23 protein-coding genes and 1 tRNA gene are annotated in these 26,056 nt (G+C 73.2%); 7 read left to right on the top strand and 17 right to left on the bottom strand.

Annotated elements, in window-relative coordinates:
• Position 1: 1 nt before the first annotated feature.
• The 3 genes from BM142_RS04325 (at position 2) to BM142_RS04315 (ending at position 2,680) form a co-directional block, all read left to right on the top strand.
• Positions 2 to 1,987 carry a VWA domain-containing protein gene (locus tag BM142_RS04325; protein ID WP_092195512.1) on the top strand — a complete coding sequence of 662 codons (1,986 nt, stop codon included), beginning with the start codon at positions 2 to 4 and terminating at the stop codon, positions 1,985 to 1,987.
• Between the two features lie 124 nt (positions 1,988 to 2,111).
• Positions 2,112 to 2,396 (top strand): type II toxin-antitoxin system Phd/YefM family antitoxin, encoded by a 285-nt coding sequence (locus tag BM142_RS04320; RefSeq protein ID WP_092195511.1) that lies wholly within the window; start codon positions 2,112 to 2,114, stop codon positions 2,394 to 2,396.
• Positions 2,393 to 2,680: a type II toxin-antitoxin system RelE family toxin gene (locus BM142_RS04315; protein WP_092195510.1), complete on the top strand. Its 288-nt coding sequence runs from the start codon at positions 2,393 to 2,395 to the stop codon at positions 2,678 to 2,680. The genes BM142_RS04320 and BM142_RS04315 overlap by 4 nt, the downstream gene beginning before the upstream one ends.
• 22 nt (positions 2,681 to 2,702) lie before the next feature.
• Here BM142_RS04315 and BM142_RS04310 read toward each other — a convergent pair whose 3' ends face one another.
• Complete coding sequence (locus tag BM142_RS04310; protein WP_254790528.1) at positions 2,703 to 4,028, bottom strand: DUF2252 domain-containing protein; 1,326 nt, start codon at positions 4,026 to 4,028, stop codon at positions 2,703 to 2,705.
• 104 nt (positions 4,029 to 4,132) lie between these two features.
• On the opposite strand from BM142_RS04310, the gene BM142_RS04305 reads away from it, so the two are divergent.
• Together BM142_RS04305 and BM142_RS04300 are read left to right on the top strand one after the other, a co-directional pair.
• The gene (locus BM142_RS04305; RefSeq protein WP_092195509.1) at positions 4,133 to 5,143 is read left to right on the top strand and encodes an SGNH/GDSL hydrolase family protein; all 1,011 of its coding nucleotides are present in this window, start codon (positions 4,133 to 4,135) and stop codon (positions 5,141 to 5,143) included.
• Between the two features lie 108 nt (positions 5,144 to 5,251).
• Positions 5,252 to 6,472 carry an acetyl-CoA C-acetyltransferase gene (locus BM142_RS04300; RefSeq protein WP_092195508.1) on the top strand — a complete coding sequence of 407 codons (1,221 nt, stop codon included), beginning with the start codon at positions 5,252 to 5,254 and terminating at the stop codon, positions 6,470 to 6,472.
• Between the two features lie 204 nt (positions 6,473 to 6,676).
• Here the strand turns inward: BM142_RS04300 and BM142_RS04295 are convergent, their stop codons facing one another.
• Together BM142_RS04295 and BM142_RS04290 are read right to left on the bottom strand one after the other, a co-directional pair.
• A complete protein-coding gene (locus tag BM142_RS04295) occupies positions 6,677 to 7,480 on the bottom strand; it encodes a Bax inhibitor-1/YccA family protein (RefSeq protein ID WP_092195586.1) in 804 nt (267 codons plus the stop codon).
• A gap of 130 nt (positions 7,481 to 7,610) precedes the next feature.
• Positions 7,611 to 7,684 (bottom strand) — tRNA-Leu (locus tag BM142_RS04290).
• A 51-nt stretch (positions 7,685 to 7,735) separates the two neighbouring features.
• Between BM142_RS04290 and BM142_RS04285 the strand changes: the two genes are divergently transcribed.
• On the top strand, positions 7,736 to 8,653 hold the full coding sequence (locus BM142_RS04285; protein WP_217640559.1) for an alpha/beta hydrolase: 918 nt from the start codon (positions 7,736 to 7,738) through the stop codon (positions 8,651 to 8,653).
• Here the strand turns inward: BM142_RS04285 and BM142_RS04280 are convergent.
• From BM142_RS04280 to BM142_RS04215, 14 genes are all read right to left on the bottom strand, one after another.
• Positions 8,643 to 9,419 carry a uracil-DNA glycosylase gene (locus tag BM142_RS04280; RefSeq protein WP_092195507.1) on the bottom strand — a complete coding sequence of 259 codons (777 nt, stop codon included), beginning with the start codon at positions 9,417 to 9,419 and terminating at the stop codon, positions 8,643 to 8,645. The two genes, BM142_RS04285 and BM142_RS04280, sit on opposite strands and share 11 nt — an antisense overlap.
• 5 nt (positions 9,420 to 9,424) lie before the next feature.
• Positions 9,425 to 10,405: a Ppx/GppA phosphatase family protein gene (locus BM142_RS04275; protein ID WP_305764361.1), complete on the bottom strand. Its 981-nt coding sequence runs from the start codon at positions 10,403 to 10,405 to the stop codon at positions 9,425 to 9,427.
• 43 nt (positions 10,406 to 10,448) lie between these two features.
• Entirely contained in the window at positions 10,449 to 10,952 is a 504-nt protein-coding gene (locus tag BM142_RS04270) for a DUF501 domain-containing protein (RefSeq protein WP_092195505.1), read from the bottom strand.
• 96 nt (positions 10,953 to 11,048) lie between these two features.
• Complete coding sequence (locus BM142_RS04265) at positions 11,049 to 11,606, bottom strand: septum formation initiator family protein (protein WP_092195504.1); 558 nt, start codon at positions 11,604 to 11,606, stop codon at positions 11,049 to 11,051.
• A gap of 25 nt (positions 11,607 to 11,631) precedes the next feature.
• A complete protein-coding gene (gene eno, locus BM142_RS04260; RefSeq protein WP_092195503.1) occupies positions 11,632 to 12,909 on the bottom strand; it encodes a phosphopyruvate hydratase in 1,278 nt (425 codons plus the stop codon).
• Between the two features lie 32 nt (positions 12,910 to 12,941).
• Positions 12,942 to 14,183: a mechanosensitive ion channel family protein gene (locus BM142_RS04255; protein ID WP_254790527.1), complete on the bottom strand. Its 1,242-nt coding sequence runs from the start codon at positions 14,181 to 14,183 to the stop codon at positions 12,942 to 12,944.
• A gap of 44 nt (positions 14,184 to 14,227) precedes the next feature.
• Positions 14,228 to 15,175, bottom strand: coding sequence for a nucleoside triphosphate pyrophosphohydrolase (locus tag BM142_RS04250; protein WP_092195501.1), 948 nt, complete (start codon positions 15,173 to 15,175; stop codon positions 14,228 to 14,230).
• A gap of 30 nt (positions 15,176 to 15,205) precedes the next feature.
• Entirely contained in the window at positions 15,206 to 16,204 is a 999-nt protein-coding gene (locus BM142_RS04245) for a SurA N-terminal domain-containing protein (protein WP_175527081.1), read from the bottom strand.
• Positions 16,205 to 16,279: 75 nt separating this feature from the next.
• Entirely contained in the window at positions 16,280 to 17,065 is a 786-nt protein-coding gene (locus BM142_RS04240) for an SGNH/GDSL hydrolase family protein (protein WP_175527080.1), read from the bottom strand.
• Between the two features lie 405 nt (positions 17,066 to 17,470).
• On the bottom strand, positions 17,471 to 19,048 hold the full coding sequence (locus BM142_RS04235; protein ID WP_092195498.1) for a tyrosine-protein kinase domain-containing protein: 1,578 nt from the start codon (positions 19,046 to 19,048) through the stop codon (positions 17,471 to 17,473).
• Between the two features lie 130 nt (positions 19,049 to 19,178).
• Positions 19,179 to 20,462: a polysaccharide biosynthesis protein gene (locus tag BM142_RS04230; protein WP_092195497.1), complete on the bottom strand. Its 1,284-nt coding sequence runs from the start codon at positions 20,460 to 20,462 to the stop codon at positions 19,179 to 19,181.
• Positions 20,446 to 21,561 (bottom strand): glycosyltransferase, encoded by a 1,116-nt coding sequence (locus BM142_RS04225; RefSeq protein WP_175527079.1) that lies wholly within the window; start codon positions 21,559 to 21,561, stop codon positions 20,446 to 20,448. Before BM142_RS04225 ends, BM142_RS04230 begins: the two co-directional genes overlap by 17 nt.
• A 10-nt stretch (positions 21,562 to 21,571) precedes the next feature.
• The gene (locus BM142_RS04220) at positions 21,572 to 22,330 is read right to left on the bottom strand and encodes a WecB/TagA/CpsF family glycosyltransferase (RefSeq protein WP_139228759.1); all 759 of its coding nucleotides are present in this window, start codon (positions 22,328 to 22,330) and stop codon (positions 21,572 to 21,574) included.
• Positions 22,327 to 22,944: a serine O-acetyltransferase gene (locus BM142_RS04215; protein ID WP_175527078.1), complete on the bottom strand. Its 618-nt coding sequence runs from the start codon at positions 22,942 to 22,944 to the stop codon at positions 22,327 to 22,329. The genes BM142_RS04220 and BM142_RS04215 overlap by 4 nt, the downstream gene beginning before the upstream one ends.
• A 617-nt stretch (positions 22,945 to 23,561) precedes the next feature.
• Here BM142_RS04215 and BM142_RS04210 point away from each other — a divergent pair.
• Positions 23,562 to 25,949, top strand: a complete 2,388-nt coding sequence (locus tag BM142_RS04210; protein WP_175527077.1) for a DUF7402 domain-containing protein — start codon at positions 23,562 to 23,564, stop codon at positions 25,947 to 25,949.
• Positions 25,950 to 26,056 lie beyond the last annotated feature (107 nt).

Here is a 26,056-nt window from a genome sequence, read left to right as displayed (position 1 = left end):
CGTGAGCGGCCGACGCCCGCGGGGCTACCGGTACGGGAAGTGGCACGGCGGGCCGGACCCGCTGGCCCCGCCCTACGACCTCGGCAACGCCGTCGACGAGATCGGGGACTCCGTCCTCGGCGGCAGCGGCGTGCGGGAGGCGTTGCGCGAGCTGCTCCGCCGCGGCACCGAGGGACGGCGCGGGCTGGACGAGCTGCGCCGCTCGGTGCGCGAGCGGCTGCGCCAGGCGCGCACCGCCGGCCGGATGGACGGCACGCTGGAGGAGGTCCGGGAGCTGCTGGACCGGGCGCTGGACGCCGAGAAGCGCGAGCTGTTCCCCGATCCGGACGACTCTGCGCGCCTGGCCGAGGCGGAGCTCGACGCCGTCCCGGAGGACACCGCCGGCGCGGTGCGGGCGCTGAAGGACTACCCGTGGCGCTCGGCGGAGGCGCGGCAGGCCTACGAGCAGATCCAGGACCTGCTGCGTCGGGAGGTGCTCGACAGCTCGTTCGCGAACATGAAGCAGGCCCTGGAGAACGCCGGGGAGCAGGACATCCAGGCGGTCAAGGACATGGTGGCCGACCTGTCGCAGCTGATCGACGCGCACAACCGCGGCGAGGACACCGACCAGCGGTTCAGCGACTTCATGGACAAGCACGGCCAGTTCTTCCCGGACGACCCGCAGTCGGTCGAGGAGCTGATCGACTCCCTCGCCCGCCGGGCGGCCGCCCAGGAGCGCATGATGGCCGGCCTGTCCGCCGAGCAGCGGGCGGAGCTGCAGGACCTGATGGCGCAGACGATGTCGGACATGGGGCTGGCCAGCGAGATGGCCCACCTCTCCGACGCGCTGCGCCAGGCCCGCCCGGACCTCCCCTGGGGGCAGCGCGGCCAGGTGCCCGACGGCGAGCAGGCGCTCGGCATGGGCGATGCCACCAGCGCGGTCGCCGAGCTGGCCGACCTGGAGGCGCTGTCCAGCCAGCTGTCGCAGGGGTACGCCGGCGCCTCCCTGGCCGACGTCGACGAGGAGCTGCTCGAGCGCGCGCTCGGCCGGCCGGCCGTCGACGACCTGGCGGCCCTGCGCCAGCTGGAGCGCGAGCTGGAACGGCAGGGCTTCCTCAACCGCTCCGACGGTCGGCTGGAGCTCTCGCCCAAGGCGGTCCGCCGGCTCGGCGCCACGGCGCTGCGCCGCGTCTTCGCGAAGCTGGACGCCACCGGCCGCGGCGAGCACGACGTCGCCGACGCCGGTGCCGCCGGGGAGCTCACCGGCAGCTCCCGGGAGTGGCACTTCGGCGACGAGCAGCCGCTGGACGTCGTCCGCACCGTGAGGAACGCCGTCCTGCGGACGGCGGGCGAGCCGCGGACGGACCGCCAGCGGCAGGTCCGCATCGCCGTCGAGGACTTCGAGGTCGTCGAGACCGAGCGCCGCACCGGCGCCGCGGTGGCCCTGCTGGTGGACCTCTCCTACTCGATGGCGCTGCGCGGCACCTGGGGCGCGGCCAAGTCGACGGCGATGGCGCTGCACTCGTTGGTCACGACCCGCTTCCCGCAGGACGCGATCCAGATCATCGGCTTCTCCTCCACCGCCCAGGTGCTGCGGCCGGAGACCCTCGCCGAGCTGTCGGTGGACACCCTGCAGGGCACCAACCTGCAGCACGGCCTGATGCTCGCCCGCCGGTTCCTCGCCCACCACCGGGACGCCGAGCCGGTGGTGCTCGTGGTCACCGACGGCGAGCCGACCGCCCACCTGGAGGACGACGGGACGCCGTTCTTCTGCTGGCCGCCGATGCCCGAGACGATCGCCCGCACGGTGGCCGAGATGGAACGTGTCGCCCGGACCGGTGCCACGGTGAACGTGTTCGCCCTCGACCCCGACCCGGGCCTGATCCACTTCGTGCACGACCTCACCCAGCGCGCGGGCGGCCGGGTGTTCCAGCCCGATGCCGAGCGGCTGGGCGAGTACGTGGTCGCCGACTACCTGCGCACCCGGAGGGGGCGGCGAGCTCGTTGACGCCTGCTCCCGCGGGCCCGGCCCGAGCTCGCGAGGGATGGGGAGGAGCAGGCCCCTCCAGTCCGCACCCCCCGGAGCCGCTGACCACTGGACACCGCGGACCACTCTGGTCATACTTCTGGTCATGAGCACGATGTCGTTGGCGGATGTGAAGGCGCGCCTGTCGCAGGTGGTGGCGCGCGTCAGCGGGCACCACGAGCGCGTGCACGTGACCGTTCACGGCAAGCCGTCGGCGGTGCTCATCGCCCAGGAGGACCTGGAGTCCCTCGAGGAGACCATCGAGATCCTGGCCGACGCGGACGCGATGCGGCGGCTCCACAGCTCTGACGCCGAGCTGGCGCGAGGCGAAGCCGAGACCCGGCAGCAACTCGATGCGGCCATGGACGGGCGGCGCGGACCGCGTCCGTGAGCGAGGCGTCGGAGGCCTACCGTCTCGCGATCACCCCGACCGCACGACGACAGCTGACGGAGCACCTGCCCGGGGCCGTCGCGGTCGCCGCCCACGACTTCATCGTCGGCCCCCTTCTGGAGAGCCCCCACCGGGTCGGAAAGCGGCTCCGCGCCCCGCTGGACGATCGGCACAGCGCGCGTCGCGGTACCTACCGGGTGATCTACCGGATCGACGACGACGCCCGGGCGGTCACCGTCGTCGATGTCGCGCACCGTCGCGACGCCCACCGGACGACGCGCTGACACCTGCCGCAGGCGACGGCGGTCAGCCGCTCGAGCTGATGCCCGGGATGGCGCCGGCCCGGAAGGCGTCGACGAACAACCGGAAGTCCTCCTGGGTGCGCCGGGCGTAGGAGTGCGCGAACCCGACGAGGTCGTCGACGAACTCCTGGCGCCGGCCGTCGAGCATCGTCGCGATGGCGTCCTCGGTCTGGAACGGGACGAGCGTGTGGTCGCTGTCGGCGTCGCCCACGCAGTGCAGCTTCGCCGTCGCCTGCCCGAGCTGCTCCAGGACCGGCCGGATGTCGGCCGGCTCGGTGAGGTCCTCCCAGTCCAGGTCGAGCTCGTACGGCGACAGCTCGGCGACGACGAAGCCGGTGCCGCGGACGTCGGTGTAGCCGAGGAACTGCGAGGCGTGCGACTGCAGCGCCCGCCGGCTCACCGCCGTCCGGTGACCCTCGTGCTCGAAGTACTGCCGGATCTGCGAGTCGTCGACGATCCGGCTGGGCGCGGGGACGTTGCCCTGCTTCAGCGACAGGACGACGTCGTTCTCCAGCGCCTCGTCGTAGCCCTCCAGCAGCACGTTGTAGGCGGGCAGCCCGGCGCTGCCGATGCCGAACCCGCCGGTGCCGACGAGGTCCTTCACGTCGTAGGCGACCTCCCGCCGCCAGGGCCGGGGCGGCAGCGTCGCCTCGTACCGGGCGAGCGCCGCCAGCACCTCGTCGCGCTCGGCGTCCTCGAGCCGCCGGTTGCGCGGGGAGTCGGCGAAGCGCCGCTCGTGCCGCTCCACCACGGTCATCCGGTCGAGCAGTCCGAGCCGGGTGCGGGTGGCCGTCCTCCGGATGAGCTCCTGCACCGCCCCGCGGGTGTTGTGCACGGTGAGCGCGAAGTCCCGGTCGGCGTCGGACCGGCCGAAGGCCTCCACCTGGTCCAGCCAGGCGTTCAGGTAGCCGGTCAGCAGGTCGCTGATCACCTCGTCGGAGAACGCCTTGCCCCAGGACATCAGCGCGAAGCTGGCCGCGAAGCGCCGCAGGTCCCAGCTGACGTGGCCGAGGTAGGCCTCGTCGAAGTCGTTGACGTCGAACACGATGCGCCCGTCGGCGTCCATGTAGGTGCCGAAGTTCTCGGCGTGCAGGTCACCGTGGATCCACACCCTCGACGTCCGCTCGTCACACCAGCGGTCCTCCGCTGTCGCCATGTCGGCGTAGAACAGGCAGGCACTGCCGCGGTAGAACGCGAAGGGGTCGGCGGCCATCTTGCGGAACTTGGTCCGGAACGCGGCGGGGTCGGCGGCCATGAGGTCGGCGAACGCCTCGGTCAGGACGCCGACGATGACATCGGTCCGGTCCGACGGGTCCGGGGAAACGGTCACACCAGCGGGTGAGTGGGCCACAGGAGCCACGGTAGGGGGCCGATAACCTCGGTGGACACACGAGGCGGACCAGCACCAACGCAGAGCACCGGAGCGGAGGCACCGTGACGCGGACGGCGAGACGGCTTGCTGCCGCCACGGCCTACGGCGGCGGGAGCGTCGCCCTCGGCAGCGCCGCCCTGGTCGCGCTGCTCCGCGAGGAGGCCCGCGCCGCCCGCCGCAACATCGAGTCCCGCACCGACAAGGGCGGACCGCCGTCCCCCGACGGCGTGTACGGCCGTGGCCGCGGGAAGCCGCTGGTGTTCACCGTGCTCGGCGACTCCAGCGCCGTCGGCCTCGGGGTGGAGCACGCCTCCCAGACCCCCGGCGCCCTCATCGCCGCCGCCCTCACCGAGCTCGCCGAGCGCCCCGTGCGGCTGATCCGGCTCGCCGTCTCGGGCGCCCGCTCGGCGCAGCTGGACCAGCAGGTCGACCAGGCGCTCGCCGAGCGGCCCGACGTCGCGCTGATCATGATCGGCGCCAACGACGTCACGAGCCGGACCCGCCCGGCCGACTCCGTCCGCCACCTCGCCGACGCCGTGCGGCGGCTGAGCGAGGCCGGCTGCGAGGTCGTCGTGGGCACCTGCCCGGACCTCGGCACGATCCGCCCCATCGCCCAGCCGCTGCGCACGCTGGCCCGGCGGTGGAGCCGGCAGATGGCCGCCGCGCAGACCGTCGCGGTGGTGGAGGCCGGCGGCCGCACCGTGTCGCTGGGCTCGGTCCTCGGCCCGGCCTTCGCCACCGACCGGGACATGTTCAGCGTGGACGAGTTCCACCCGAGCGCGCACGGCTACGCGCAGGCCGCCGCCGTGCTGCTCCCCTCCGTCGCCGACGCGGTCGGCGCCTGGCCCGCCTCGGCCGACCGGGGCCGCCGGCCCATCCGGCGCGGGACGGTCAAGCCGATCGCCCAGGCCGCTGCCCGTGCGGCGAGCCGGACCGGCACCGAGGTGCAGCCCGCCGAGGTCCGGGGCTCCGACACCGGGCCGTGGGGACCGTGGGCGCTGCTCCGTCGTCGGCGCCGTCCCGAGATCCCGACGCCGGACGAGGCCCAGGAGCTCACCGACAGCACCGCCTGAGCGCGGTCGCGGGCGGGGCACGCCCACCCCCGTTACCGCGGGGTAGTTTCGGGGTCGACCCGTCGCCCGCGCACCCGCGCCCGGCGCCCACCTCATCGTGGAGGACCCATGCCCGAAGCCGTCATCGTCGCGACCGCCCGCTCCCCCATCGGCCGCGCGTTCAAGGGGTCGCTGAAGGACCTGCGCCCCGACGACCTGACCGCGACCATCGTCCGGGCCGCGCTGGACAAGGTCCCGGCGCTGGACCCGCGGGACATCGACGACCTGATGCTCGGCTGCGGCCTGCCCGGCGGCGAGCAGGGCCACAACATGGGCCGCGTCGTCGCCACCCTCCTCGGCATGGACCACCTGCCGGGGACGACGATCACCCGCTACTGCTCCTCGTCGCTGCAGACCACCCGCATGGCGATGCACGCCATCAAGGCCGGCGAGGGCGACGTGTTCATCTCCGCCGGCGTGGAGATGGTGTCCCGGTTCGTGAAGGGCAACAGCGACTCGCTGCCGGACACGCAGAACCCCGCCTTCGCCGAGGCCCAGGCCCGGACGGCCAAGGTCGCCGAGAGCGGCGGCGACTCCTGGACCGACCCCCGCGAGAACGGCGACATCCCCGACATCTACATCGCCATGGGGCAGACAGCGGAGAACCTGGCGCTGATCAAGGACGTGAGCCGCCAGGAGATGGACGAGTTCGCCGCCCGCAGCCAGAACCTGGCCGAGGAAGCCATCAACAACGGCTTCTGGGAGCGGGAGATCACCCCGGTCACCACGCCCGACGGCACCGTCGTCAGCAAGGACGACGGCCCGCGCGCCGGCACCACCGTCGAGGCGCTCTCCCAGCTCAAGCCGGTCTTCCGCCCCGACGGCCGCGCGACGGCCGGCAACGCCTGCCCGCTCAACGACGGCGCGGCCGCCGTGGTGGTCATGAGCGACACCAAGGCCGCCGAGCTGGGGCTGACCCCGCTGGCCCGGATCGTCTCCACCGCGGTCACCGGCCTGTCGCCGGAGATCATGGGCTACGGCCCGGTCGACGCCTCGAAGCTCGCGCTGCAGCGGGCCGGCATGACCATCGGCGACATCGACCTCGTGGAGATCAACGAGGCGTTCGCCGCCCAGGTCATCCCCAGCTACCGCGACCTGGGCATCGACATCGACAAGCTGAACGTGCACGGCGGCGCGATCGCCGTCGGCCACCCGTTCGGCATGACCGGCGCCCGCATCACCGGCACGCTGCTCAACGGCCTGCAGACCCGGGACGAGACGTTCGGCCTGGAGACCATGTGCGTCGGCGGCGGCATGGGCATGGCGATGGTGCTCGAGCGCCTTTCCTGATGGAGGCCACCTCGCGGTGATCATCGGCGGATGGCTGTCCGACACGCCGTCGGCTGCAGCCATCCGCCGATGGTCACCGCCGGTGGCGGCGCACACGACGAAGGCCCGGCCCCCTCGCGGGGACCGGGCCTTCGTCCGTGCTGGAACGGCTCCCTGCAGGGCCCCGCCGCGAGCCTGCGAGCGGTGGGGGGGCAGGGGGTCCTTCTACTCGCGGAAGTAGCTGAGCAGCCGCAGGATCTCGATGTAGAGCCAGATCACGGTGACCAGCAGGCCGAAGGCGATGTACCAGGCGAACTTCGCCGGCGCCCCGCGACGGATGGCCTCGTCGGCCATGTCGAAGTCGAGCAGCAGGAAGAACGCGGCGATGCCGATGACGAGCAGGCTGAACCCGATCGCGAGCGGGCCGCCGTCCCGGATGCCGAGCGAGGCGCCGAAGAAGCCGGCGACCAGGTTGGCCAGCATGAGCACGAACGCGCCGATGGCGGCCGCGACGACCCAGCGGGTGAGCTTCGGGGTGACCCGGATTGCGCCGGTCTTGTAGATCACCAGCATGCCGGCGAAGACACCGAAGGTGCCGATCAGCGCCTGCATGACGATGCCCGGGTAGATGTCGTTGAACGCCTCGCTGATGGCGCCGAGCGCGACACCGTAGAGCGCGCCGTAGGACAGCGTCGCGGCCGGGTTGGCGATCTGCTTGAAGGCGATCACCAGGCCGAGCACGAACGCGATCAGCACCGCCGGGAGCGCGAAGCCCCAGCCGGTCTGGCCGGGCAGCGCCCAGGTGGCGGCGGCGGTGGCCACCGTCACCAGGAAGGTGATCCCGGTCTTGGCGACGACGTCGTCCATCGTCATGTACTGCGTGGTCGTCGCCGCGTACGGCGACGGTGCGGCGTAGGGGTCGTGCTGGGTGGGAGCACCGTACTGCTGGGGCTGTGCGCCCCAGCCGGCGCTCTGCTGGCCGTTACCGGCGCCACCGAGCCGGCTGAACGCCGGGTTGCTGCTGGGCATCGTCATCTCCCTGAGGTGACTGGTCGGTCCGTGGAGCTCACGGTGCTGCACTCCACTCGGTCAGGTCAACGCCCGAGGTCCCCAGGACGTTCCGGCGTGTCGCGGGTTCCCCCGGACGGGCGCCCGGACGTGCCCCCGGTCGGGATCGAACCGACACTGGGACCCTTTTAAGGGGCCTGCCTCTGCCGATTGGGCTACGGGGGCGTCCTGCGCACGCTAGCGGTGCGGCGCCCGGGTCTGTCGTACGGTTCCGCCGTGAACCGCCGTCCCCAGGTGCCCGTACGGATCATGCGCGCGGGTGTGCGCGGACTCCTCCGCCCGGTGCTCGGCCCGCGCGTGCCGGTCGGCGTGCAGCGCCGGTGGATGACCCTGGTCACCGCGCACACGCCGCTGGCCGAGGACGTGACGATCCGTCCCGGCCGCCTGGGCAGGCGGCCGGCCGAGACGCACGTCCCGGACGGGGGCGATCCCGGCGCCGCGATCCTCTACCTGCACGGCGGCGGGTTCACCACCGGCTCGCCCGCCACGCACCGGGCGCTGGCCGGCCACCTCGCGGCGGCCAGCGGCGCCACCGTGCACGTGCTGGACTACCGCCTGGCTCCGGAGCACCCCTACCCGGCGGCGCTGGAGGACGTGCTGGCCGCCTACTGGGAGCTGCTCGACCGGGGGGCCACGCCGGCGCGCACCGCGGTGGCGGGCGACTCCGCGGGCGGCTGGCTGGCGCTGACCGCCGCGCTGTGGCTGCGCGACAGCGGTGACCCCGCACCCGCCGCGCTGGGGCTCATCTCCCCCTGGCTCGACCTGGCCGGCACGTGGCCCGCCGACCGCACGGACGCGATGCTCCGGCCCTCGTGGCTGCGCCGGTGCGCCCGCGACTTCGGGCGGGACGCCGACCCCGCGGAGCTCGCCCCGCTGGAGGCCGACCTGGCCGGCCTGCCGCCGATCACGATGCACGTCGGCAGCGAGGAGATCCTGCTCGACGACGCCGTCCGCCTGGCCCACCGCGCCCGCGCGGCCGGGGTGCCGGTGGACCTGCGCCGGCTGGACGGCCTCTGGCACGTCGCGCACGCCTCGGCCGGGCTGGTGACGGCGTCGACGGCGGCGGTCACCTCCCTCGGCGCCTCCCTCGGTGCGCACCTGGCCGACCGGGAGGACCGGCCGGTCACGGGGTGAGCGGTGGGTACCCGGCCAGCGCGGTGGCCCGGCCGAGCACGGCGTCCAGCATGGGCTCGGTGAGGCGGCCGGTGAAGGTGTTCTGCTGGCTGACGTGGTAGCTGCCCAGCAGGGTCAGCGGGCCGCGCGGGCCCTCGAGCCGCACCTCGACGCCGTGGCCGAACGCCGGCCGGGGCCGCGGGATCCGGTAGCCCGCGGCAGCCAGGACCGGCCACAGCGCCGTCCAGCCGAAGCCACCGAGCACCACGGCCACCCGCAGGTCCGGCAGGAGCGCCAGCTCCCGGGCCAGCCACGGGTTGCAGGTGTCGCGCTCCTGCGGGGTCGGCGCGTTGTCCGGGGGCGCGCAGCGGACGGCGGCGGCGACCCGGACGCCGGTCAGCTCCAGCCCGTCGCCGAGGTGCGTCGAGGTCGGCTGGTTGGCCAGCCCCGCCCGCCAGAGGGCGGCGAAGATCCAGTCCCCGCTGCGGTCGCCGGTGAACACCCGGCCGGTGCGGTTCCCGCCGTGCGCGGCCGGCGCCAGGCCGACGACGGCGATGCGCGCGTCGGCCGGCCCGAGGCCCGGCACCGGGCGGCCCCAGTACTCCTCGTCCCGGAACGACGCCCGCTTGACCCGCGCGACCTCCTCGCGCCAGGCGACGAGCCGCGGGCAGGCGCGGCAGCCGGAGATCCGCGTCTCCAGGACGGCGAGATCGCGGGCACCCGCCGCGGACCGGATGACACCGCCGGCGCTGCGGGTGACGGGGTAGCCGCCGGCGTCGAGAGCCACGGCCGTCAGCCGCGGGCGAGGCGCAGGGCGATGCCGTCGAGGATGTCGTGCTCGCTCACCACGACCTCGGCGAGCCCGAACTCGTCCATCAGCACCCGGAGGATCAGCGCGCCGGCGCCGATGACGTCGACCCGCCCCGGGTGCATGACCGGCATTGCGGCGCGCCGTTCCCGGGTCGCGGCCAGCAGGTCCTCGGACACCTCCCGCACCGTCGCCACGGGGATGCGGGACCCGTGGATGGCGACCGGGTCGTAGGCCGGCAGCCCGAGGGCGATCGCGGCGACGGTGGTCACCGAGCCGGCGACGCCGACCAGGGTGCCCGCCTCGGCCACCGGCACCTCGGCGGTCACCTGCGCCAGGGCGGCGCGGACGTCGTCCACGGCCCGGCGGATCTCCTCGGCGGACGGCGGGTCGCCGTGCAGGTGCCGCTCGGTGAGCCGGACGCAACCGATGTCGACCGACCGGGCCGCCCGCACGCCGGCGTCGTCGCCGAGCACGAACTCCGTCGACCCCCCGCCGATGTCGACCACCAGGAACGGCGGGCGGGGCGGCGGCGCACCGTGCGCGACGGCCGCCGCGTCGAGCGAGGCGGTGGCGCCGAGGAAGGAGAGCTCGGCCTCCTCGCGCCCGGTGATCACGTCCGGCAGCCGGCCCAGCGTGCTGAGCACCATCTGCTCGAAGTCCGCGCGGTTGGCCGCGTCCCGGCTGGCGCTGGTGGCGGCCATCCGGATCGCCGTGGCACCCAGGTCCCGGGCGGCGTCGGTGTACCCGGCGAGGGCGAGCCGGGTGCGCTCGATCGCCTCCGGGGCGAGCCGGCCGGTGGCGTCGACTCCCTGACCGAGGCGGACGACCTCCATCCGGCGGGTCAGGTCGGTGTGCGCGCCGTCCTCGGGCACGTCGGCGACCAGCAGCCGGATGGAGTTGGTGCCGCAGTCGATGGCCGCGACCCGGGTCACGCGCTCGCCTCGCTGACGCTCGTCGAGCACGTGCCCCAGGGTGCTGTACCCCCGCGTGAGCTCGCACGCTCGCTCACGGGGTTCCCTCGGCAGGGCGGGCGCAGGGGCCTGCGGCCCACCACTCCCCCATCTCCTCGACCGCCCGGTCGCCGATCGGGTTGACGCCCGGGCCGGCGGCGAGGGCGTGCCCGGCGAGCGCGTGCAGGCACTTCACCCGGTCGGGCATGCCACCGGCGGTCATCCGCGTCGGCAGCACGTCCCGCTCGTCCCGGGTGGCGAGGTAGGCCTCGTGCGCCCGCTGGTAACCGGCGGCGAGTTCGGGATCGGTGGCCAGCTCGTCCTGCCAGTCGCGCATCCGGCCGGCCGACTCCAGCCGGCTGGCCGCGGCCGTGGCCCGCGGGCAGGTCAGGTAGTACAGCGTCGGGAACGGCGTGCCGTCCTCGAGCCGCGGTGCCGTCTCGACGACGTCGGGCTGACCGCACGGGCAGCGGTGCGCCACCGCGACCAGGGCCCGCGGCGGCCGGCCGAGCTGCCGGGCGACGATCTCCCGCTCGACGTCGGTCACGCGTTCGTCCACCCGACGAGTGTGCGGGAGGGCGTTGGCCGGGCGCGAACGGCCCCCTCCAGGGCACCGCCCCGAGCTTGCGAGGGGCGGGGAGGAGGGGGTCCTTGATCAGCCGTCGGCGTCGGCCAGTGACTGCATCAGGCCCTCGTACCAGGGCAGCTGCTCGTCCGGGCCGGCCGAGGCCAGCGTGCCGGCGTCGCCCTCCACCGCCTCGCCGTCGACGACGACGACCAGCCGGTCGCCGGGCAGCACGTAGGTGAGCCGCTCGCGGGCCTGCCGCTGGGCGTAGACGGGGTCGGACTGCCGTTCGAGCTGCTCGCCCAGCTCCACCGCCCGCTGGTCCAGCTCCCGGCCCTCGGCGGCGAGCTGCTCCAGCTCGGCCTGCCCGGCCAGGTACTGGCGGATCGGCCCGGCCAGGGTCAGCGCGAGCAGCAGCACGAGGCCGCCCAGCAGCACCGCCCGGCCGGTGACCATCGGCCGCCGGCGGGGCGCCGTCGCGGTCGTGGACCGGACCGACCGGCGCATCCCCCGGCGGGCGCCCGGCCGGCTGGTGGCGCTGCTGCGCAGCCCGGCCGGGACCGGCCGGGTGGAGTGCACCCGGGGGGCCCGGCCGGTGCGCCGGCTGTCGCCCGGCGACCCGCCGCGCCGGGCACGGACGTTGCTCATCCGCTCGCGCTCATCGCTGGGCGGCTCAGCCGGCCAGGCGCGGGAAGGCCCCGGCGCCCGCGTAGCGGGCCGCGTCGTCGAGCTCCTCCTCGATGCGCAGCAGCTGGTTGTACTTGGCCACCCGCTCGGAGCGCGCCGGGGCGCCGGTCTTGATCTGACCGCAGTCGGTGGCGACGGCGAGGTCGGCGATCGTGGTGTCCTCGGTCTCGCCGGAGCGGTGGCTCATCATGCAGCGGTAGCCGCTGCGGTGGGCCAGGTTGACCGCGTCGAGGGTCTCGGTCAGCGTGCCGATCTGGTTGACCTTCACCAGCAGCGCGTTGGCCGCCCCGCGGGAGATGCCGTCGGCGAGCCGGGTCGGGTTGGTGACGAACAGGTCGTCGCCGACGATCTGCACGCGGTCGCCGAGCTGCTGCGTCATCGACACCCAGCCGGCCCAGTCCTCCTCGTCGAGCGGGTCCTCGATGGACACGATCGGGTAGGCGTCGACCAGCTCGGCGTAGTAGGCGGTCATCTCCTCCGCCGACAGCTTCCGGCCCTCGAAGGCGTAGGCGCCGTCGGAGTGGAACTCGGTCGCCGCGACGTCGAGGGCGAAGGCGATGTCGCTGCCGACCGCGTAACCGGCCTGCTCCACGGCGCGGACGATGAGGTCCAGCGCGGCGCGGTTGCTCGACAGGTTGGGCGCGAAGCCGCCCTCGTCCCCGAGCCCGGTGGCGAGGCCGTCCTTCTTCAGGACCGCCTTGAGCGCGTGGTAGGTCTCGGTGCCCATGGCCAGCGCCTCGGCGAACGTGGCGGCCCCGATGGGGGCGATCATGAACTCCTGGACGTCGACGTTGCTGTCGGCGTGAGCGCCACCGTTGAGGATGTTCATCATCGGCACCGGCAGCAGGTGGGCCGAGGGGCCGCCGACGTAGCGGAACAGCGGCAGGCCGGTGGAGTCCGCGGCCGCGCGGGCGACGGCGAGGCTGACGCCCAGGATGGCGTTCGCGCCCAGGCGCGACTTGTCGGGCGTGCCGTCGAGGTCGATCAGCCGCTGGTCGACCAGCCGCTGCTCGGTCGCCTCGTAGCCGACCAGCTCGGGGCCGATGACGTCGAGGACGCCGTCCACGGCCTTGGTCACGCCCTTGCCGCCGTAGCGGTCACCGCCGTCGCGCAGTTCGACCGCCTCGAAGGCGCCCGTGGAGGCGCCGCTGGGCACGGCGGCCCGGGCGATGGTCCCGTCGTCGAGGGCGACCTCGACCTCCACGGTGGGGTTTCCGCGCGAGTCCAGGATCTCCCGCGCGCCTACGGCATCGATGCTCGGCACGGGGGCAGCCTAACCAGCCGCGCCAGACCCGCTCAGCTGCCGCGCTCCGGGCGGTCGTCCTCCGGGGGTCCGGGAGCCGTGTCGCGGTCGGCGACCTCCTCCTGGCTGGGCCCGGCGAACGCCCGTGAGCGCTCGCGCGCCTGGGTGCTGCCGGTGAACAGCGAGCTGTCGGACGACGACGGCGCGAGCGGGCGCCGGCCCGCCCGGACCGCGCTCGGCGCGATGGAGGCGCCCTCGACGCGCACGTGCGGCAGACCCTCGGGGTGCTCGCGCTGGAGCCAGCCGACCAGGTGCTCGCGGACGTGGCAGCGCAGGTCGAACAGCGTCCCGGCGTCCTGGGCGCTGACCAGCACCCTGGCCCGCACCACCGAGCCGACCGCGTCGGTCACCTGCAGCACGCCCACCCGGCCGTCCCAGAGCTCGGGGCCCCGACCGCCCTCGTCCTCCAGCAGCCGGTGCAGCTCGGTGCGCATCTCGTCGAAGGGCACCGTCCAGTCGACGTCCAGCTCGACCGAGCCCAGGACGGCGGACTCCTTGCGGGTCCAGTTCTCGAACGGCGTGGTCGTGAAGTACGTCGAGGGCAGCACCAGCCGGCGGTCGTCCCAGATGTGGACGACGACGTAGGTCAGCGTGATCTCCTCGATCCGCCCCCACTCGTCCTCGACCACCACCACGTCGTCGACCCGGATCGCGTCGGTGAAGGCCAGTTGCAGCCCGGCGAAGACGTTGGCCAGCGACGTCTGGGCGGCCAGGCCGGCGACGATGGAGATGACCCCCGCGCTGGCCAGGATGCCGGCGCCGGCGGCCCGCGCCGCGGGGAAGGTCAGCAGCATCGCCGCGATCGTCAGGACGACGACGAGCACGATCGCCAGCCGGCGCAGCAGCGAGATCTGCGTGCGGACCCGGCGGGCGTGCCGGTTGTCGACGACGTCGACGTCGTACCGGGCCAGCGCCATGTCCGCGGCCACCTGCACCGCGACCGCCAGCAGCCAGCCGACGGTGGCGATCAGGGCCAGCCCGAGCACCCGCACCACCGGGTCCCGCCAGCCGCCGAGGGCGGGCCCGGCGTCGAGCACGACCGTGACGGCGATCAGCACCAGCAGCGTCCGCAGCGGCGCCCGGCCGCGACGGGACAGGTCGGCCGCGACCACCGACGTGCGGGCCAGCCGGCGCACCAGGACCCCGATCAGCACGCCGACCAGCCAGGCCGCCAACGCGGCGACGGCCAGCAGGGCGACGAGCTGCCAGGTCTCGTCGGGCACCAGGTCCGCCACGTCCTCGGCAGCGGTCAGGGACGGGATGTCGAGCGGTTCGGCGATCAGGGCCGGTCTCCTTCGGGTGAGTCGACGGTGCCGCGCTCCTCCGCCTCGGCGTCGAGCTCGCCGGCGTAGCGGCGGACCGCCTCGCGGAGGGCGTCCTCGACGTCCCAGCCGCGCTGCTCGGCGGCGGTGACGACGGCGAGCAGCCGCTCCCCCAGCTCCTCGGGACTACGCGCCGACAGCTCGGCCGGCGTGGGGATGCTCAGCCCGGCCCGCCCCGCCCGCCGCACCAGGGCGGCTCCCCACGCGGCCGCCGGCTGCGACCGCGAGACCCCCTCGGTGGGCGACCGCCGCTGCTTCTCCGCCTTCTTGATCTCCTCCCAGCCGGCCTCGACCTGCGCCACGTCGCGCGGGCCGGCGTTCCCGAAGACGTGCGGGTGCCGCCGGACCAGCTTGTCGACCAGGTCGCCGGCGACGTCGTCGATGTCGAACCGGCGCTCCGGTGCGGCCTCGGCGGCCACCCGCGCGTGGAAGGCCACCTGGAGCAGGACGTCGCCCAGCTCCTCCCGCATGGCCACCGGGTCGTCGTCGACGATCGCGTCGTAGGCCTCGTGCGCCTCCTCGAGCAGGTAGCCGCGCAGCGAGGAGTGCGTCTGCTCGGCGTCCCAGGGGCAGCCGCCCGGTGACCGGAGCCGGTCCATGACGGCGACGACGTCGAGCAGCCGCGCGCCGGGCGGCTCCGGCGCTCCGACGACGACCGGGACACCGGAGAAGGCGGCGGCCTCGGCGGGCGATGCCAGGCAGACGACGTCGTCGGCCCGCTCCGCCGCCGCCACGGCGTCGGGCAGGTCCTGCACCGCGACGCCGGCCGCCCGCAGCATCGCCGCGTCCGCGTCGGCCCCGGGGAGGGCGACCACGGCCCGGGGCCCGGTCACGGCCTGCCACCCGGCCGCCCCGAGCAGCGCGGGGAGACGGGGGTCGACGCGGACGACGAGGGCGACGGGCACCCGGCCAGTCTCGCGAGCGGTGCCGACGGGCTACTCGGCGGGGGCCGCCAGCTCGGGGTCGTCGTCGCCGAGGATGTCGACCACGCCGCCGTCGGCGGGCACCAGGCGGCCCTCCTCGAGCACCCCGTAGCGCGGGTTCACGGTCACGCCGAGGTCCTCGCGGACGGTGCCGATCAGCTCGTCGCCCACCGCCTCGACCGCCTGGGCGGCCTCGTCCTCCAGCTGCGGGCGGACCTCCTCGAACGACGGGTAGACGACGCCCTCCACGAACGTGACGACGACGCCGCCGGCCTCGGGCACCGGGGTCGCGAACGCGGTGCCGGGCTCGGCCGCCTGGATCCCCTCGGCGAGGACCGCCGGCAGCTCACCGGGTGCGCGCGACTCCAGCGCGGGGGTCGTGGCGGCGCCGGGGTACTGCGCGGCGAGGGCCGGGTAGGCGGCCGGGTCGGCGTTCAGCTGGGCGACGACGGCCTGCGCCGTCGCGTCGTCGGGCACGGTGATGTAGCCGAAGGAGACCTGGCCGAGGGTCTCCCGGACCTCCTCGTAGCGGGCCCGCAGGGCCTGCTGGCTGAGCGCGTCGGCTCCGCCCTCGGCCTCGGCGATCTCCCGCCGCACGAGCTGCTGGCGGACGTTCTCCAGGACGTCGGCGCGGCCGATGCCCTGCTCGGCGAGCTGGCCGAACACGTCGTCCTCGTCCTCGCCACCGAGCAGCTCGTCGATGCGGGCGCGCACCTGGGCGTCGGTGACCCGCACGTCGTAGCGCTCGGCGGCGGCGTCGTAGACCTCCTCCTGCACGAGCAGGCCGAGCACACGCCGGGTGAACTCGTCCTCCTGGCCCTCGGCGAAGGCGGCGACCTCGGGCTCGGCGAGCCGGTCGTCGACGGCCGATTCCAGCTCGCTCACCGAGATCTGCTCGTCGCCCACGTAGGCGGCGACGCTGGGCGAGGTCCGGCAGGCCGTGAGGCCGGTCACCGCGACGGCAAGGAGGAACCCGGACACGACCACCCGGCGAACTCGACGCTTCAGCACGCCCGCAGGTTGCCACACCCGGTGTGAGACAACGCACCGCGCCGACGGTTGCGGCGAGTTCGTGCGCGCCTCAGCTCAGTCGACGACGGCGAGCACCGCGTCGGCGAGCACCCGCTGCCCCGCGTCGGTCGGGTGCACGTCGTTCGGGTAGACCAGTCCCGCCTCGACCGTATCGCCAGCGGTCGTCTCGGCCTTCTCGCGAAAGGCCTCGTAGCCGTCCGCGACGGCAGCGTCGTGGGCCCTGGCCACCGTGTCGATCACTTCGTCCAACGTCCGGAGCGCCTGCCCGAACGCTTCATCTGAGTTGGGGACGTAGTACGTCACGACGACGAGCTGCCCCCCGTAACCCGCCTTCTCACGCAGCGCCGACAAGATCGAGTCCAGGTTCGACTGCACCGACCGCGCGAATGCCTGCACGTCCGTTGCGTCAGTGCAGCGACTTCGGGTGGACCGCTGGCACTCGAATGCGTCGTTCGCACCGAGCTGCACCGTCACCAACTCCACGTCGTCAAGCTCGGCCAGCTTCTCCAGGGCGAAGTCCAGTTGCGGCTGGCCGGCCGACCCGTACGACACGTGCAGCGGGTAGGACTCCCGATAGCCGCATCCGCCGTCCCGGAAGGACACCGTCGTCTCTCCAGGACACGCCGCGTTGCTCACGGCGAGACCGAGCTGCGCCCCGACCAACTGCGGATAACCGACGAAGTTGTCGGCGTCCTCGTACGCGTCCCCTGCGCCGTCGTACGACCCGAAAGGAACTGAATCGCCCAACGCCAGGTACGTGCCATTGGTGCGCGGGCTGCTGGCAGCGAGGCCATCCGGCGCCTCGGACGACGAGCACGACGCCGTGACGAGGACGCACACGGCCGCCCCGAGAGCTACGAGTTTCCATCGAGACCGAGTGCCCATTCCTCCACTTCCCATGACTCGGCGACGGCCCGGTCGGCCGAAGCAGCAGGCGCCCACGCTAGGTCGTTTCGCCGGGTATGTGGACGCAACTAGCTCCTCGGGGTCAGAGGGTCCAACCGTGTCCGACGTCTCCGCCTCGATCCGCCGGTCGAGCGGGGATCGCCGGTGGCTCGTGACGAACGGATGCCACCCGGCCGCCCCGGCACAGCCACCACATGACTGCTCCAGCCGCAGAGCGGTGCGAGGAACGACCCCAGATGAAGCAGCCGGACACGACCGGCCGACCACTCATGCCCCTCCCCGCACCGCCCCGACCAAGATCAGGAGCATCGAGATAGCCGGCGGATCGAGGCGTGAGCCCTACTTCGGGAACCTGCGCGGTTTGACGCGGTTGGTCCTCGGGATAGCAGGGACCGGCGGCACCGGAGCCGAGCGCTGGCCGGCCGGCTCCATGAGGTTCCGCCCGCTTCCGGCCGGCGGGCGCTCTGCCGAGGTGGGAATCTTCGCGACCGCGCCGCCGGACACCCCGGAGCGCGCCGCCTCGGCCGACGAAGACGGGGTAGCCGACCCGGTCGGCAGCCGGTCGGCGGCATAGCCGTAGTCGTAGCCCTGAGCGTGCGCGGCGGCCAGCTCCCCCTTGAGCGGGACCATGTTCAGTACGACGCCGAGCAGCTTGGCCCCCACCCTCGCGATCGCTACGCCGGCCTCCGCGAGCTGCTCCATCCGGGTGCTGCCGTGGCGCACGGAGAGGAGGACACCGTCGGTGTGCGCGGCCAGGCCCCAGGAGTCGGCGACCGGCAGCAGCGGCGCGGCGTCGACGATGACGTAGTCGTTCTCGCTGCGCAGCTTCTCCAGCAGCGTCGCCATGCTGCTCGAGCCGAGCAGCTCGCTCGGGTTCGGCGGCGTGGGGCCCGCAGCGATGACGTACAGGTCGCGGTCGCCGACCTGCTGGGCGACGTCGTCGAGGTCGGCGGTCCCCGCCAGCAGGTTGGTCAGGCCGACGCCGGAGACCAGCTGCAGGTACTCGGTCACCTTGGGGCGACGCAGATCGGCCTCTACCACGGTGACGCGGCGGCCGGCGTCGGCGAGCGCCATGGCGAGGTTGATCGCCATGGTGGTCTTGCCCTCGGCGGGAACGGAACTCGACACCATGATGACCTCGGGAGGGTCGTCGACGCTGAGGAACTGCAGATTGGTGCGCAATTGCCGATAGTGCTCGGCGGTGCGGCTCTCCACCTGCTCGAACGTGTGCCGCTCGTCCAGGGCGTCGTCCCGGAAGACGACGCCGATCACCGGGGCGCCGGTGAGTTCCTCGACGTCCTCCTGGTTGGTGACCGAGCGGTCGAGGAGCACCCGGGTGATAGCGAGAGCGGCACCCGCCAGGAGCCCGAGGACGCCGCCGAACAGCGCGTTGCGCACCGTCAGCGGAGGCGAAGGGGAGAAGGCGGCGCCCGGCTTGTCGGTCTGGGCGACGTACACCGGGGACTGCGCGTCACCGGTGGGGTTCTCCAGGTCGGCGACGAGCTCGGGGAACTCGATGCCGATCGCCTCGGCGATCTCCTCTGCCCGGTCCGGGGTGGAGTCGCTGACCGTCACGTCGATGAGGATGGTGCCGGTGACCGTCGAGGCGGAGACCTTGCTCGCCAGTTCCTCCGGAGCCATGTCCGAGTCCAGCCGCCGCGCGACGCGCTCACCCAGCTCCTTGCCGGTCAGCAGGTCGGCGTAGGACGCCACCCGCTGCTGAGCGAGCTGAGAACCCTGGAAGGCCTCGGACGTCGAGGCCGATTCCGTTGTGGAGACGAAGAACTGCATGCTCGTCGAATAGCTGGGGCCCACGACGAAGCCCACACCGAAACCGAGGAGGGCGCCGAGGACCAGACCCGCGACGGAGTATTTCCAGCCCTGCCGCAGGGCGGACCATACAGCCCTCGGATCCACGAATTACCCCCATGTGTGAATTGGCCGGAAAGGCCTCTGCCGTACGAATTCCTCTGTTGGACATAGCGTGTCACGGCTGCAATGCGCGCGTCCCCCGATCCGGGGAACGCCTGCACCATTCGGGTGATGTCTAGGCGACCGGCACCCCGCCGGCGACCTCGGCCGGCGCGGGAGCGCCGGCGCGCTGCGGACGGCGACGTCCGGAGAGCTGGACCACGAGCACGGTCAGCTGCGCCAGGACGATCGCCCACGCGCCGCCCGGGGCAGCGAACTCGTGCGCCAGGAGACTGACGGCGACGACGGAGACGACGGCACCGGCAGCGGTGCTGCGGAAGATGTGCGCGGTGTGCCCTGCCGGTGCCAGGACGTTGAAGTTGATGGAGGACGTCAACGAGTACAGCGCCAACGCGATGCCGACCGGGATGGCGACGTCGTAGCGAACCTCCACCTCACCGGCGAAGAGCACGTAGTCGACGAGTGGCAGCCCGACTGCGAGGACGGCGCCCACGAGCACCCCGGAGACCGAGGTGGCGAGGACGGAGAGCTTCATCCGGCTCGCCCGGCTCTCTCGGGGCGACTCCGACACCCAGCCCTGGAAGGCGTTGAACAGCGGTTGGATCGCCGACTGGGCGAGCTTCTGCAGCCGGTCCCCCGCGGCGAAAACAGCGAGCGCGTCGTGCGCGACTCCGGCCACGATGCTGGTGGGCACCGACTGGGAGACGGCGACGACGACGTCGCTTCCGGCCGCGTAGCGCTGGGTGCGGAAGGCAGCGAACGCCTGCGACCAGGTCTGCCCGGAGAACGAGATCGACGCCAGCTTCACCGTGAGCCAGCCCAGGGCCAGCATCTGGCCGGCCAGGAACACCACCGGGTAGTAGAGGGGATCGCCGGTCGCGAGGACCAGCGCGGCGGAAGACGAGACGGCCAGCAGCCGCGGCACCGTCTCGTACCGCGCGGCGTCACTTGCCCGCCCCGTGCCGACGAAGAACCAGAAGGCCGAGAGCCCGAAGGTCGCCGTCGCCACAGTCGTGAGCGCGGCGAGCAGCACCCGGCCGTCCGGCGCCAGGAAGGCGGCGACACCGGCTGCCGCAGGAATGAGGATCACGGCGAGCATCAGCCGCGACAGGATGCTGACCCACAGCAGACGGGCCCGTTCGGTGGGGCCGAGGGGCGCCAGCAGGGTCGGCCCGGTGAACCCCCAGCCGTACTGGAGGACGGTCGCCGCACCCGCGCCGAGGGCCTGACCGAGCGCGACCGCAGCCCAGCCCTGGGCGCCGGCGACCGAGGCGATGACCGGGATGATCACAACCGAGGAGACCAGCGAGATCATCGGCAGGCTGGCGAAGGACGCGAGCCGCCGCCAGGGCAGCGTCGTGCGGGGCGCCGGCGCGCCGTCGCTAGAGGGAGCAGCCATGCTCGTCGGCCAGCTCCGTCCATGCGTCGGCGGTCGCCTCGATGGAGAAGCGGGCGATGTGGCGCTGCATCTCGTCGAGGCTTGGCGTCTCGTCCAGCTCCGCGGCGCGCTCCTTCAGCAGGACGGCGAGCGCATCGGCCTGGCCCACCGGGAACAGGCTGAGGATCTCAGGCCGGTCGCCCAGCGTCGCAGCGAGCTCCGCGGGGCCCAGGGCGGCTGCGCTCACCACGGGCACACCCACCCCGATCGCCTCGAGCAGGACGAGTCCGAGCGCCTCGGAGTGCGAGCCGTGGACCAGCAGGTCGGCGTCCCGGACCAGCTCGTAGGGCCGGGGGGTTCCACCGTGGGCCCGGACGACGACGGGACCGTCGGTGGGCAGGGAGTCCAGCCAGCCGCCCAGCGATCCCTCGCCGACGACGTGCCACTCGCACTCCAGCCCGGATGCGAGCAGCCCCGCGTAGACGACGTCGAGGCCCTTGAGGGGCACCAGCGAGCCGACTGTGACGACCTTGAGCGGTCGCACGCGCTCCGCGGCCGGGGCCCGCGCCTCCGCGGCGGCGCGGAGGGCGAGCAGGTCCACGGCGGGGCTGATGACCCTAGGACGGCGCTCGAGGCCGTAGACGCGCACCATCGCGTCGGCCACCCGCTCGGTGTTCGCCACGACCACGTCGCTGCGGCGGTAGACGCGGCGCACCAGCCGCTGCTTGAGCCCGCCGAGCCGGATGAACCGGGCATGCTCGGAGGGATCGAGGTCCTCGTAGTAGACGAAGGTGAAGTCGTCGTCCCGGCGCCGCTCGGCCAGGGCGCCGGCGAGGACGCTGCCCCACAGGTGCAGCGAGACCATCGACTTCTCGCCGTCCCGGAACCTGCGGTCCAGCATCGACCGCAGCCGCCGGGCGACCACCGGCGTGAGCAGGTGGTTGTCCAGGCCGAGCTCCTCGACCGGGACGTCAGGGTGCAGCTCGGGCAGGAGGCCGCCGACCTTCTCGTGGAGCACGACGGCGGTGCGATTCCCCCGCCGCTGCAGGGCGTTGGCGAGCAGGACGGTCTGCCGTTCCGCACCCCCGAAGCGGAGGTGCGGTTGCACGCTGATCAGCACGGTTCCCCCATCAGGCAGCGGGCCGGTCGGCGATGTGCACCGAGGCGCCGCCGGCCGCTCGCAGGGACTCGCCACCGAGACCGGTGACGTACTCGGTCAACGCCGACCTCTCGGCGACCGCCCGGACCGCTTCGACGGTGTACCGCCTCCAGAGCCGCTTCGGCTCACGGGCCAGCCGGACGAGCCAGTTCAGGTGCAGCGGGTAGGCCCAGGCCGGGTAGTAGTCACGGTCCCCGGCGAACTGGTCCAGCCAGCCGCCGCAGGTCAAGACCAGCATGCCGGGCATTGCGATGTCGAGCACGTAGAAGTCCTGGCGCGGGGCACCGAGACCCACGACGACGACCTGTGCCCGGGCCACCCGCAGTTGCCGCCGAAGGTCCGTCGGTTCCGGCAGTCCGTCGTAACCGTCGCGGACGAGGACCACCCGGTGCTCGTTCTGCCCCTCGATCTTCTCGGCCACGGTGCGCAGGGTCTCCGCCGTGGAGCCGATCAGCGCGATCCGCAGGCCACTCGTCCGGGAGAGCAACGCCGGTATGAGCAGGTCGGCGCTGGTCCGCTCGCACTCGGTCCGGACCAGGCGGCACAGCAGGAGCCCGTCGAGGCCCAGGTAGTCGAACCGGTCGATCGGCACCCCGGCCCGCATGGACTGCAGGGCGGTGTAGTGGTTGAGCCAGGTGAGGGTGCCGCCGGTCCCTGCCGTCAGGTTGTCGGCGAGCAACTGGGCGAACCACTCGGCCGCCTGGGCGGGCTCGGCGGGGACAGCCGTCACCACGAGGACCGCCGGAGGGTGCCGACCGCGGCGTCGTCGGCGGCCCCGTCCGCCTGCGCGGGGATGGTCGGGGCGGCACGCTCGGGCGCGGGGCCCAGGATCTTCGCCGGGACGCCGACGGCCACCATGCCGGCGGGCACGGACCTGGTGACCAGCGTGTGGGCGCCGATGACCGCGTCGTCGCCGACCGTGACGTCCCCGATGATGCTCGAGTTGGCGCCGAAGTAGACCCGATCGCCGATTACCGGCGCTCCCGGGTGCGGGAAGGCGACACCGGCACCGCAGCCGGAGGCGACAGCGACGTCGTCCCCCAGGACGGCGTCGGGGTGGAAGATGACCCCGCGACCACCGTGCGCGAGGACCAGGCGCCGACCGCACGCCAGGCCACCGGGGATCTCCACGCCGATGCCCAGCCGCGCGAACGCGACGAGGGGCAGGGAGACCACGCGGGCAAGGGCGGAGGCGGGCCCGGAGACGCGCACGCCGAACTGGTTCAGCCGGAACGCCACGACTGCGACGACACTCAGCAGGCCACCGCGACGGCGGTTTACCTCGATGTCCTCGGCCATCCACTCGAGGAGTTCCTTGAGAGAGGCCGGATGCGTCGCCGCCATAGGGATCCTTTGTCGTCGTTTCCGTATACGACCCGGAAAGCACGAGTCGCACATCACGAGAAGCAACTAGAGCTAAATTCATCTCGGACGGAAAAGCCTTTGTTCGGAGCCCTCCGTCACTCCCTTGGGGGATGGCCCCCGCAACGGCGAACAGGCGAACGAGCGTCACCTGGATGCATTCCCGACCCTCTTCTCCCGGACGACGACCAACGACGGGCCGGGCACCGCGGGGTGGACCGCCCCGCCCAGCGCCATCCCGCTCCTGCAGCGGGGCGCAGCGGCCCAAACACGCAGAGTGATCAAGTGACTCCTTGGCCTCACTCCATGGACGGAGAAACCGCAGGCAGGCGGCCGAATCCGGCCGAAACTCGCTTACCGTCCGTGGTCTCATCGCGAGATCAGATGCACCGAGGGGGACTTACGTGGCTGGCCCGTTGTTCGCAAGGAACTCGACCGAGGCAGTGCGTCGTCAGCGGCGCGGTGACGCCTCCGTGGTCGGGGTCCGCCGGCCGGGTGCCGTCCGCGCCCTCCTCGTCCTCGTCGGGATGGTCGCGGCGGTCCTCCTCACCGCCGGGCCAGCCGGCGCAGCCACGTGCGGGGCAGGTTCCGTTAACGTCGTGGCCCACCCCGATGACGACTTCTTCTTCGTCAACCCGTCGATCCTCAGGGACATCCGTGCCGGCCGGTGCTCGACGACGGTGTACGTGACCGCGGCCGACGCGGGCGGCACCGACGCCTACTACCAAGGCCGCGAGGTCGGCGCCCGCGCCGCGTACGCCCAGATGGCCGGCGTCGCCAGCAACTGGACCACCTCCCGCGTCACCGTCGCGGGCAAGTCGATCGTGCGCAGCGAGCTCGTGGGCCGGCCGAGCGTCGAGCTGTACTTCATGCGGCTGCCCGACGGCTACCCCGAGGGGACCGGCAGCCCCCGTTCGGACTACACCAGCCTGCAGCAGCTCTACACCGGTGAGATCTCCGCCCTCGCCACCGTCGAGAGCTCCCCGACGCAGACCTACACCCGCGCCGAGCTGGTGAGCACGCTCGGCGAGCTCATGGCCTCGGCCTCCCCCTCGGTGGTCCGGTCCCTGGACCACCTGGGCGACTTCGGCGAGGGCGACCACAGCGACCACTACGCAGTGGGCCGCCTCGCGGCCGAGGCACACACGGTCTCCGTCCCCTCGGTCGCGTTCACCGGGTACATGGGCTACGACAGCGAGGAGCTGCCGGCCAACGTCGTCGGCACCGACCTCGACGCCAAGCGTGCCGCGCTGTTCGCCTATGCCGCCCCCGACTCCGCCGTCTGCACCTCGGTGCAGGAGTGCGCGTGGGGCGCCGAGGGTGCATGGCTGCAGCGCTCATACCTCGCCTCGGGTGAGGGCGCGGTCGAGCCGCCCCCGAGCCTGGGCACCAACGTCGCGTCGCGGGCCACGGTGACGGCGTCGTCGCAGAACACCGAGACCGGCCAGACTGCGGTCAAGGCCGTGGACGGCGTCGTCGACGGGTGGCCCGGTGACCACACCGCCGAGTGGGCGACGCAGGGTGAGGGTGCGGGCAGCTGGCTGCAACTGACCTGGGCGTCCCCCGTCGCGCTCAACCACCTGGTGCTGCACGACCGGCCCAACGACTCCGACCAGGTGACCGCCGCGACGATCACCTTCTCCGACGGCTCCACGGCGACCACCGGTAAGCTGGAGAACAGCGGCGCCGCGACCCCGATCACCTTCACCGCACGCACCACCACCTCGGTGCGCATCGACCTCACCGCGGTGAGCGGCAGCACGGCGAACGCCGGCCTGTCCGAGGTCGAGGCGTTCACCGACGGCTCTGTCCAGGAGCCGGAACCGGAACCTGAACCGACCTTCGGGTCGAACGTGGCCGCGTCTGCCGCTGTGACGGCGTCGTCGCAGAACACCGAGACCGGCCAGACTGCGGTCAAGGCCGTGGACGGCGTCATCGACGGCTACCCCGGCGACCACACCGCGGAGTGGGCGACGCAGGGTGAGGGTGCAGGAAGCTGGCTCCAACTGACCTGGGCCTCGCCGGCGACACTCACCCGGCTGGTGCTCCACGACCGGCCGAACGAGTACGACCAGGTCACCGGCGCCACGATCACCTTCTCCGACGGCTCCACGGTGATCGTCCCGGCGCTCGACAACGCCGGCTCGGCCGCGGTGGTCGACTTTCCGGCCCGTGCGACCACCTCGGTGCGGGTCACCCTGACCTCGGTCAGCACGTACACGTCGAACGCCGGCCTGTCCGAGGTGCAGACGTGGACTGCGGGGAGCACGCCCGACCCGGAGCCGCAGCCCCAGCCCGAACCGGAGCCGGAGCCGGAGCCGCAGCCCGAACCGGAGCCGCAGCCCGAACCGGCTCTCGGAACGAACGTCGCCCGGTCCGCGACGGCGACGGCGTCCTCGGAGACCACCGAGCACGGCCAGACGGCGGCCAAGGCCATCGACGGCGTCATCGATGGCTACCCCGGCGACTACACCGCCGAATGGGCTTCCCGCGGTGAGCGGGCCGGTGCCTGGCTGCAGCTGGACTGGACCGCTCCGGTCGAACTGACTCGTGTGGTGCTGCACAACCGGCCGAACGAGTGGGAGCACGTGACCGGGGGGACCCTCACGTTCTCCGATGGCTCGACCGTCGCCGTGCCGGCGCTCGACAACGCCGGCGAGGCGGTCGCGGTGGACTTCCCTGCGCGCTCGGTCAGCTGGGTGCGCATCACGCTGACCTCGGTCGGCGAGTGGACCGGCAACGCCGGGCTGTCGGAGGTCCAGGCCTGGACGGCGCCGGCCGACGTCACTCCGGAGGTGGCCGCTGCGCCCGCTCCCCCGGTCACCGCACCCGCTGCCCCTGCCGCTGCTCCGGAGGCAGCGGTGCCCTCGGCGACCGAGCCGCCCCCCACCCCGGAGGTGGCAACAGTGGACGAGCCCCGGGCCGATGCCGGCCGGGAGCCGCAGGGCGAAACGAACGCTCCTCCTAGCGCACCCGTCCCGGAGTGACGCACCCCTGAACGGACGGAGGGGGAGACGGCTGCTCGCCGTCGTCCCCCTCCGTTCGTTCCCGTGAGCCTCGCGGGAACGTCTCCGCCGTGACGAACGTACGTGGT

The sequence above is a fragment of the Blastococcus tunisiensis genome (assembly GCF_900112815.1).
Taxonomy (GTDB): Bacteria; Actinomycetota; Actinomycetes; order Mycobacteriales; family Geodermatophilaceae; genus Blastococcus_B; species Blastococcus_B tunisiensis.
This window is presented reverse-complemented; position numbering and strand designations above follow the sequence as displayed.

What these genes read in the sequence shown, in the direction of transcription:
- BM142_RS04320 (WP_092195511.1), top strand. Translation starts at nt 2,112, where the DNA reads ATGAGCACGATGTCGTTGGCGGATGTGAAGGCGCGCCTGTCGCAGGTG.
- BM142_RS04300 (WP_092195508.1), top strand. Translation starts at nt 5,252, where the DNA reads ATGCCCGAAGCCGTCATCGTCGCGACCGCCCGCTCCCCCATCGGCCGC.
- BM142_RS04295 (WP_092195586.1), bottom strand. Translation starts at nt 7,480, where the DNA reads ATGCCCAGCAGCAACCCGGCGTTCAGCCGGCTCGGTGGCGCCGGTAAC.
- BM142_RS04265 (WP_092195504.1), bottom strand. Translation starts at nt 11,606, where the DNA reads ATGAGCAACGTCCGTGCCCGGCGCGGCGGGTCGCCGGGCGACAGCCGG.
- BM142_RS04230 (WP_092195497.1), bottom strand. Translation starts at nt 20,462, where the DNA reads ATGGCTGCTCCCTCTAGCGACGGCGCGCCGGCGCCCCGCACGACGCTG.
- BM142_RS04215 (WP_175527078.1), bottom strand. Translation starts at nt 22,944, where the DNA reads ATGGCGGCGACGCATCCGGCCTCTCTCAAGGAACTCCTCGAGTGGATG.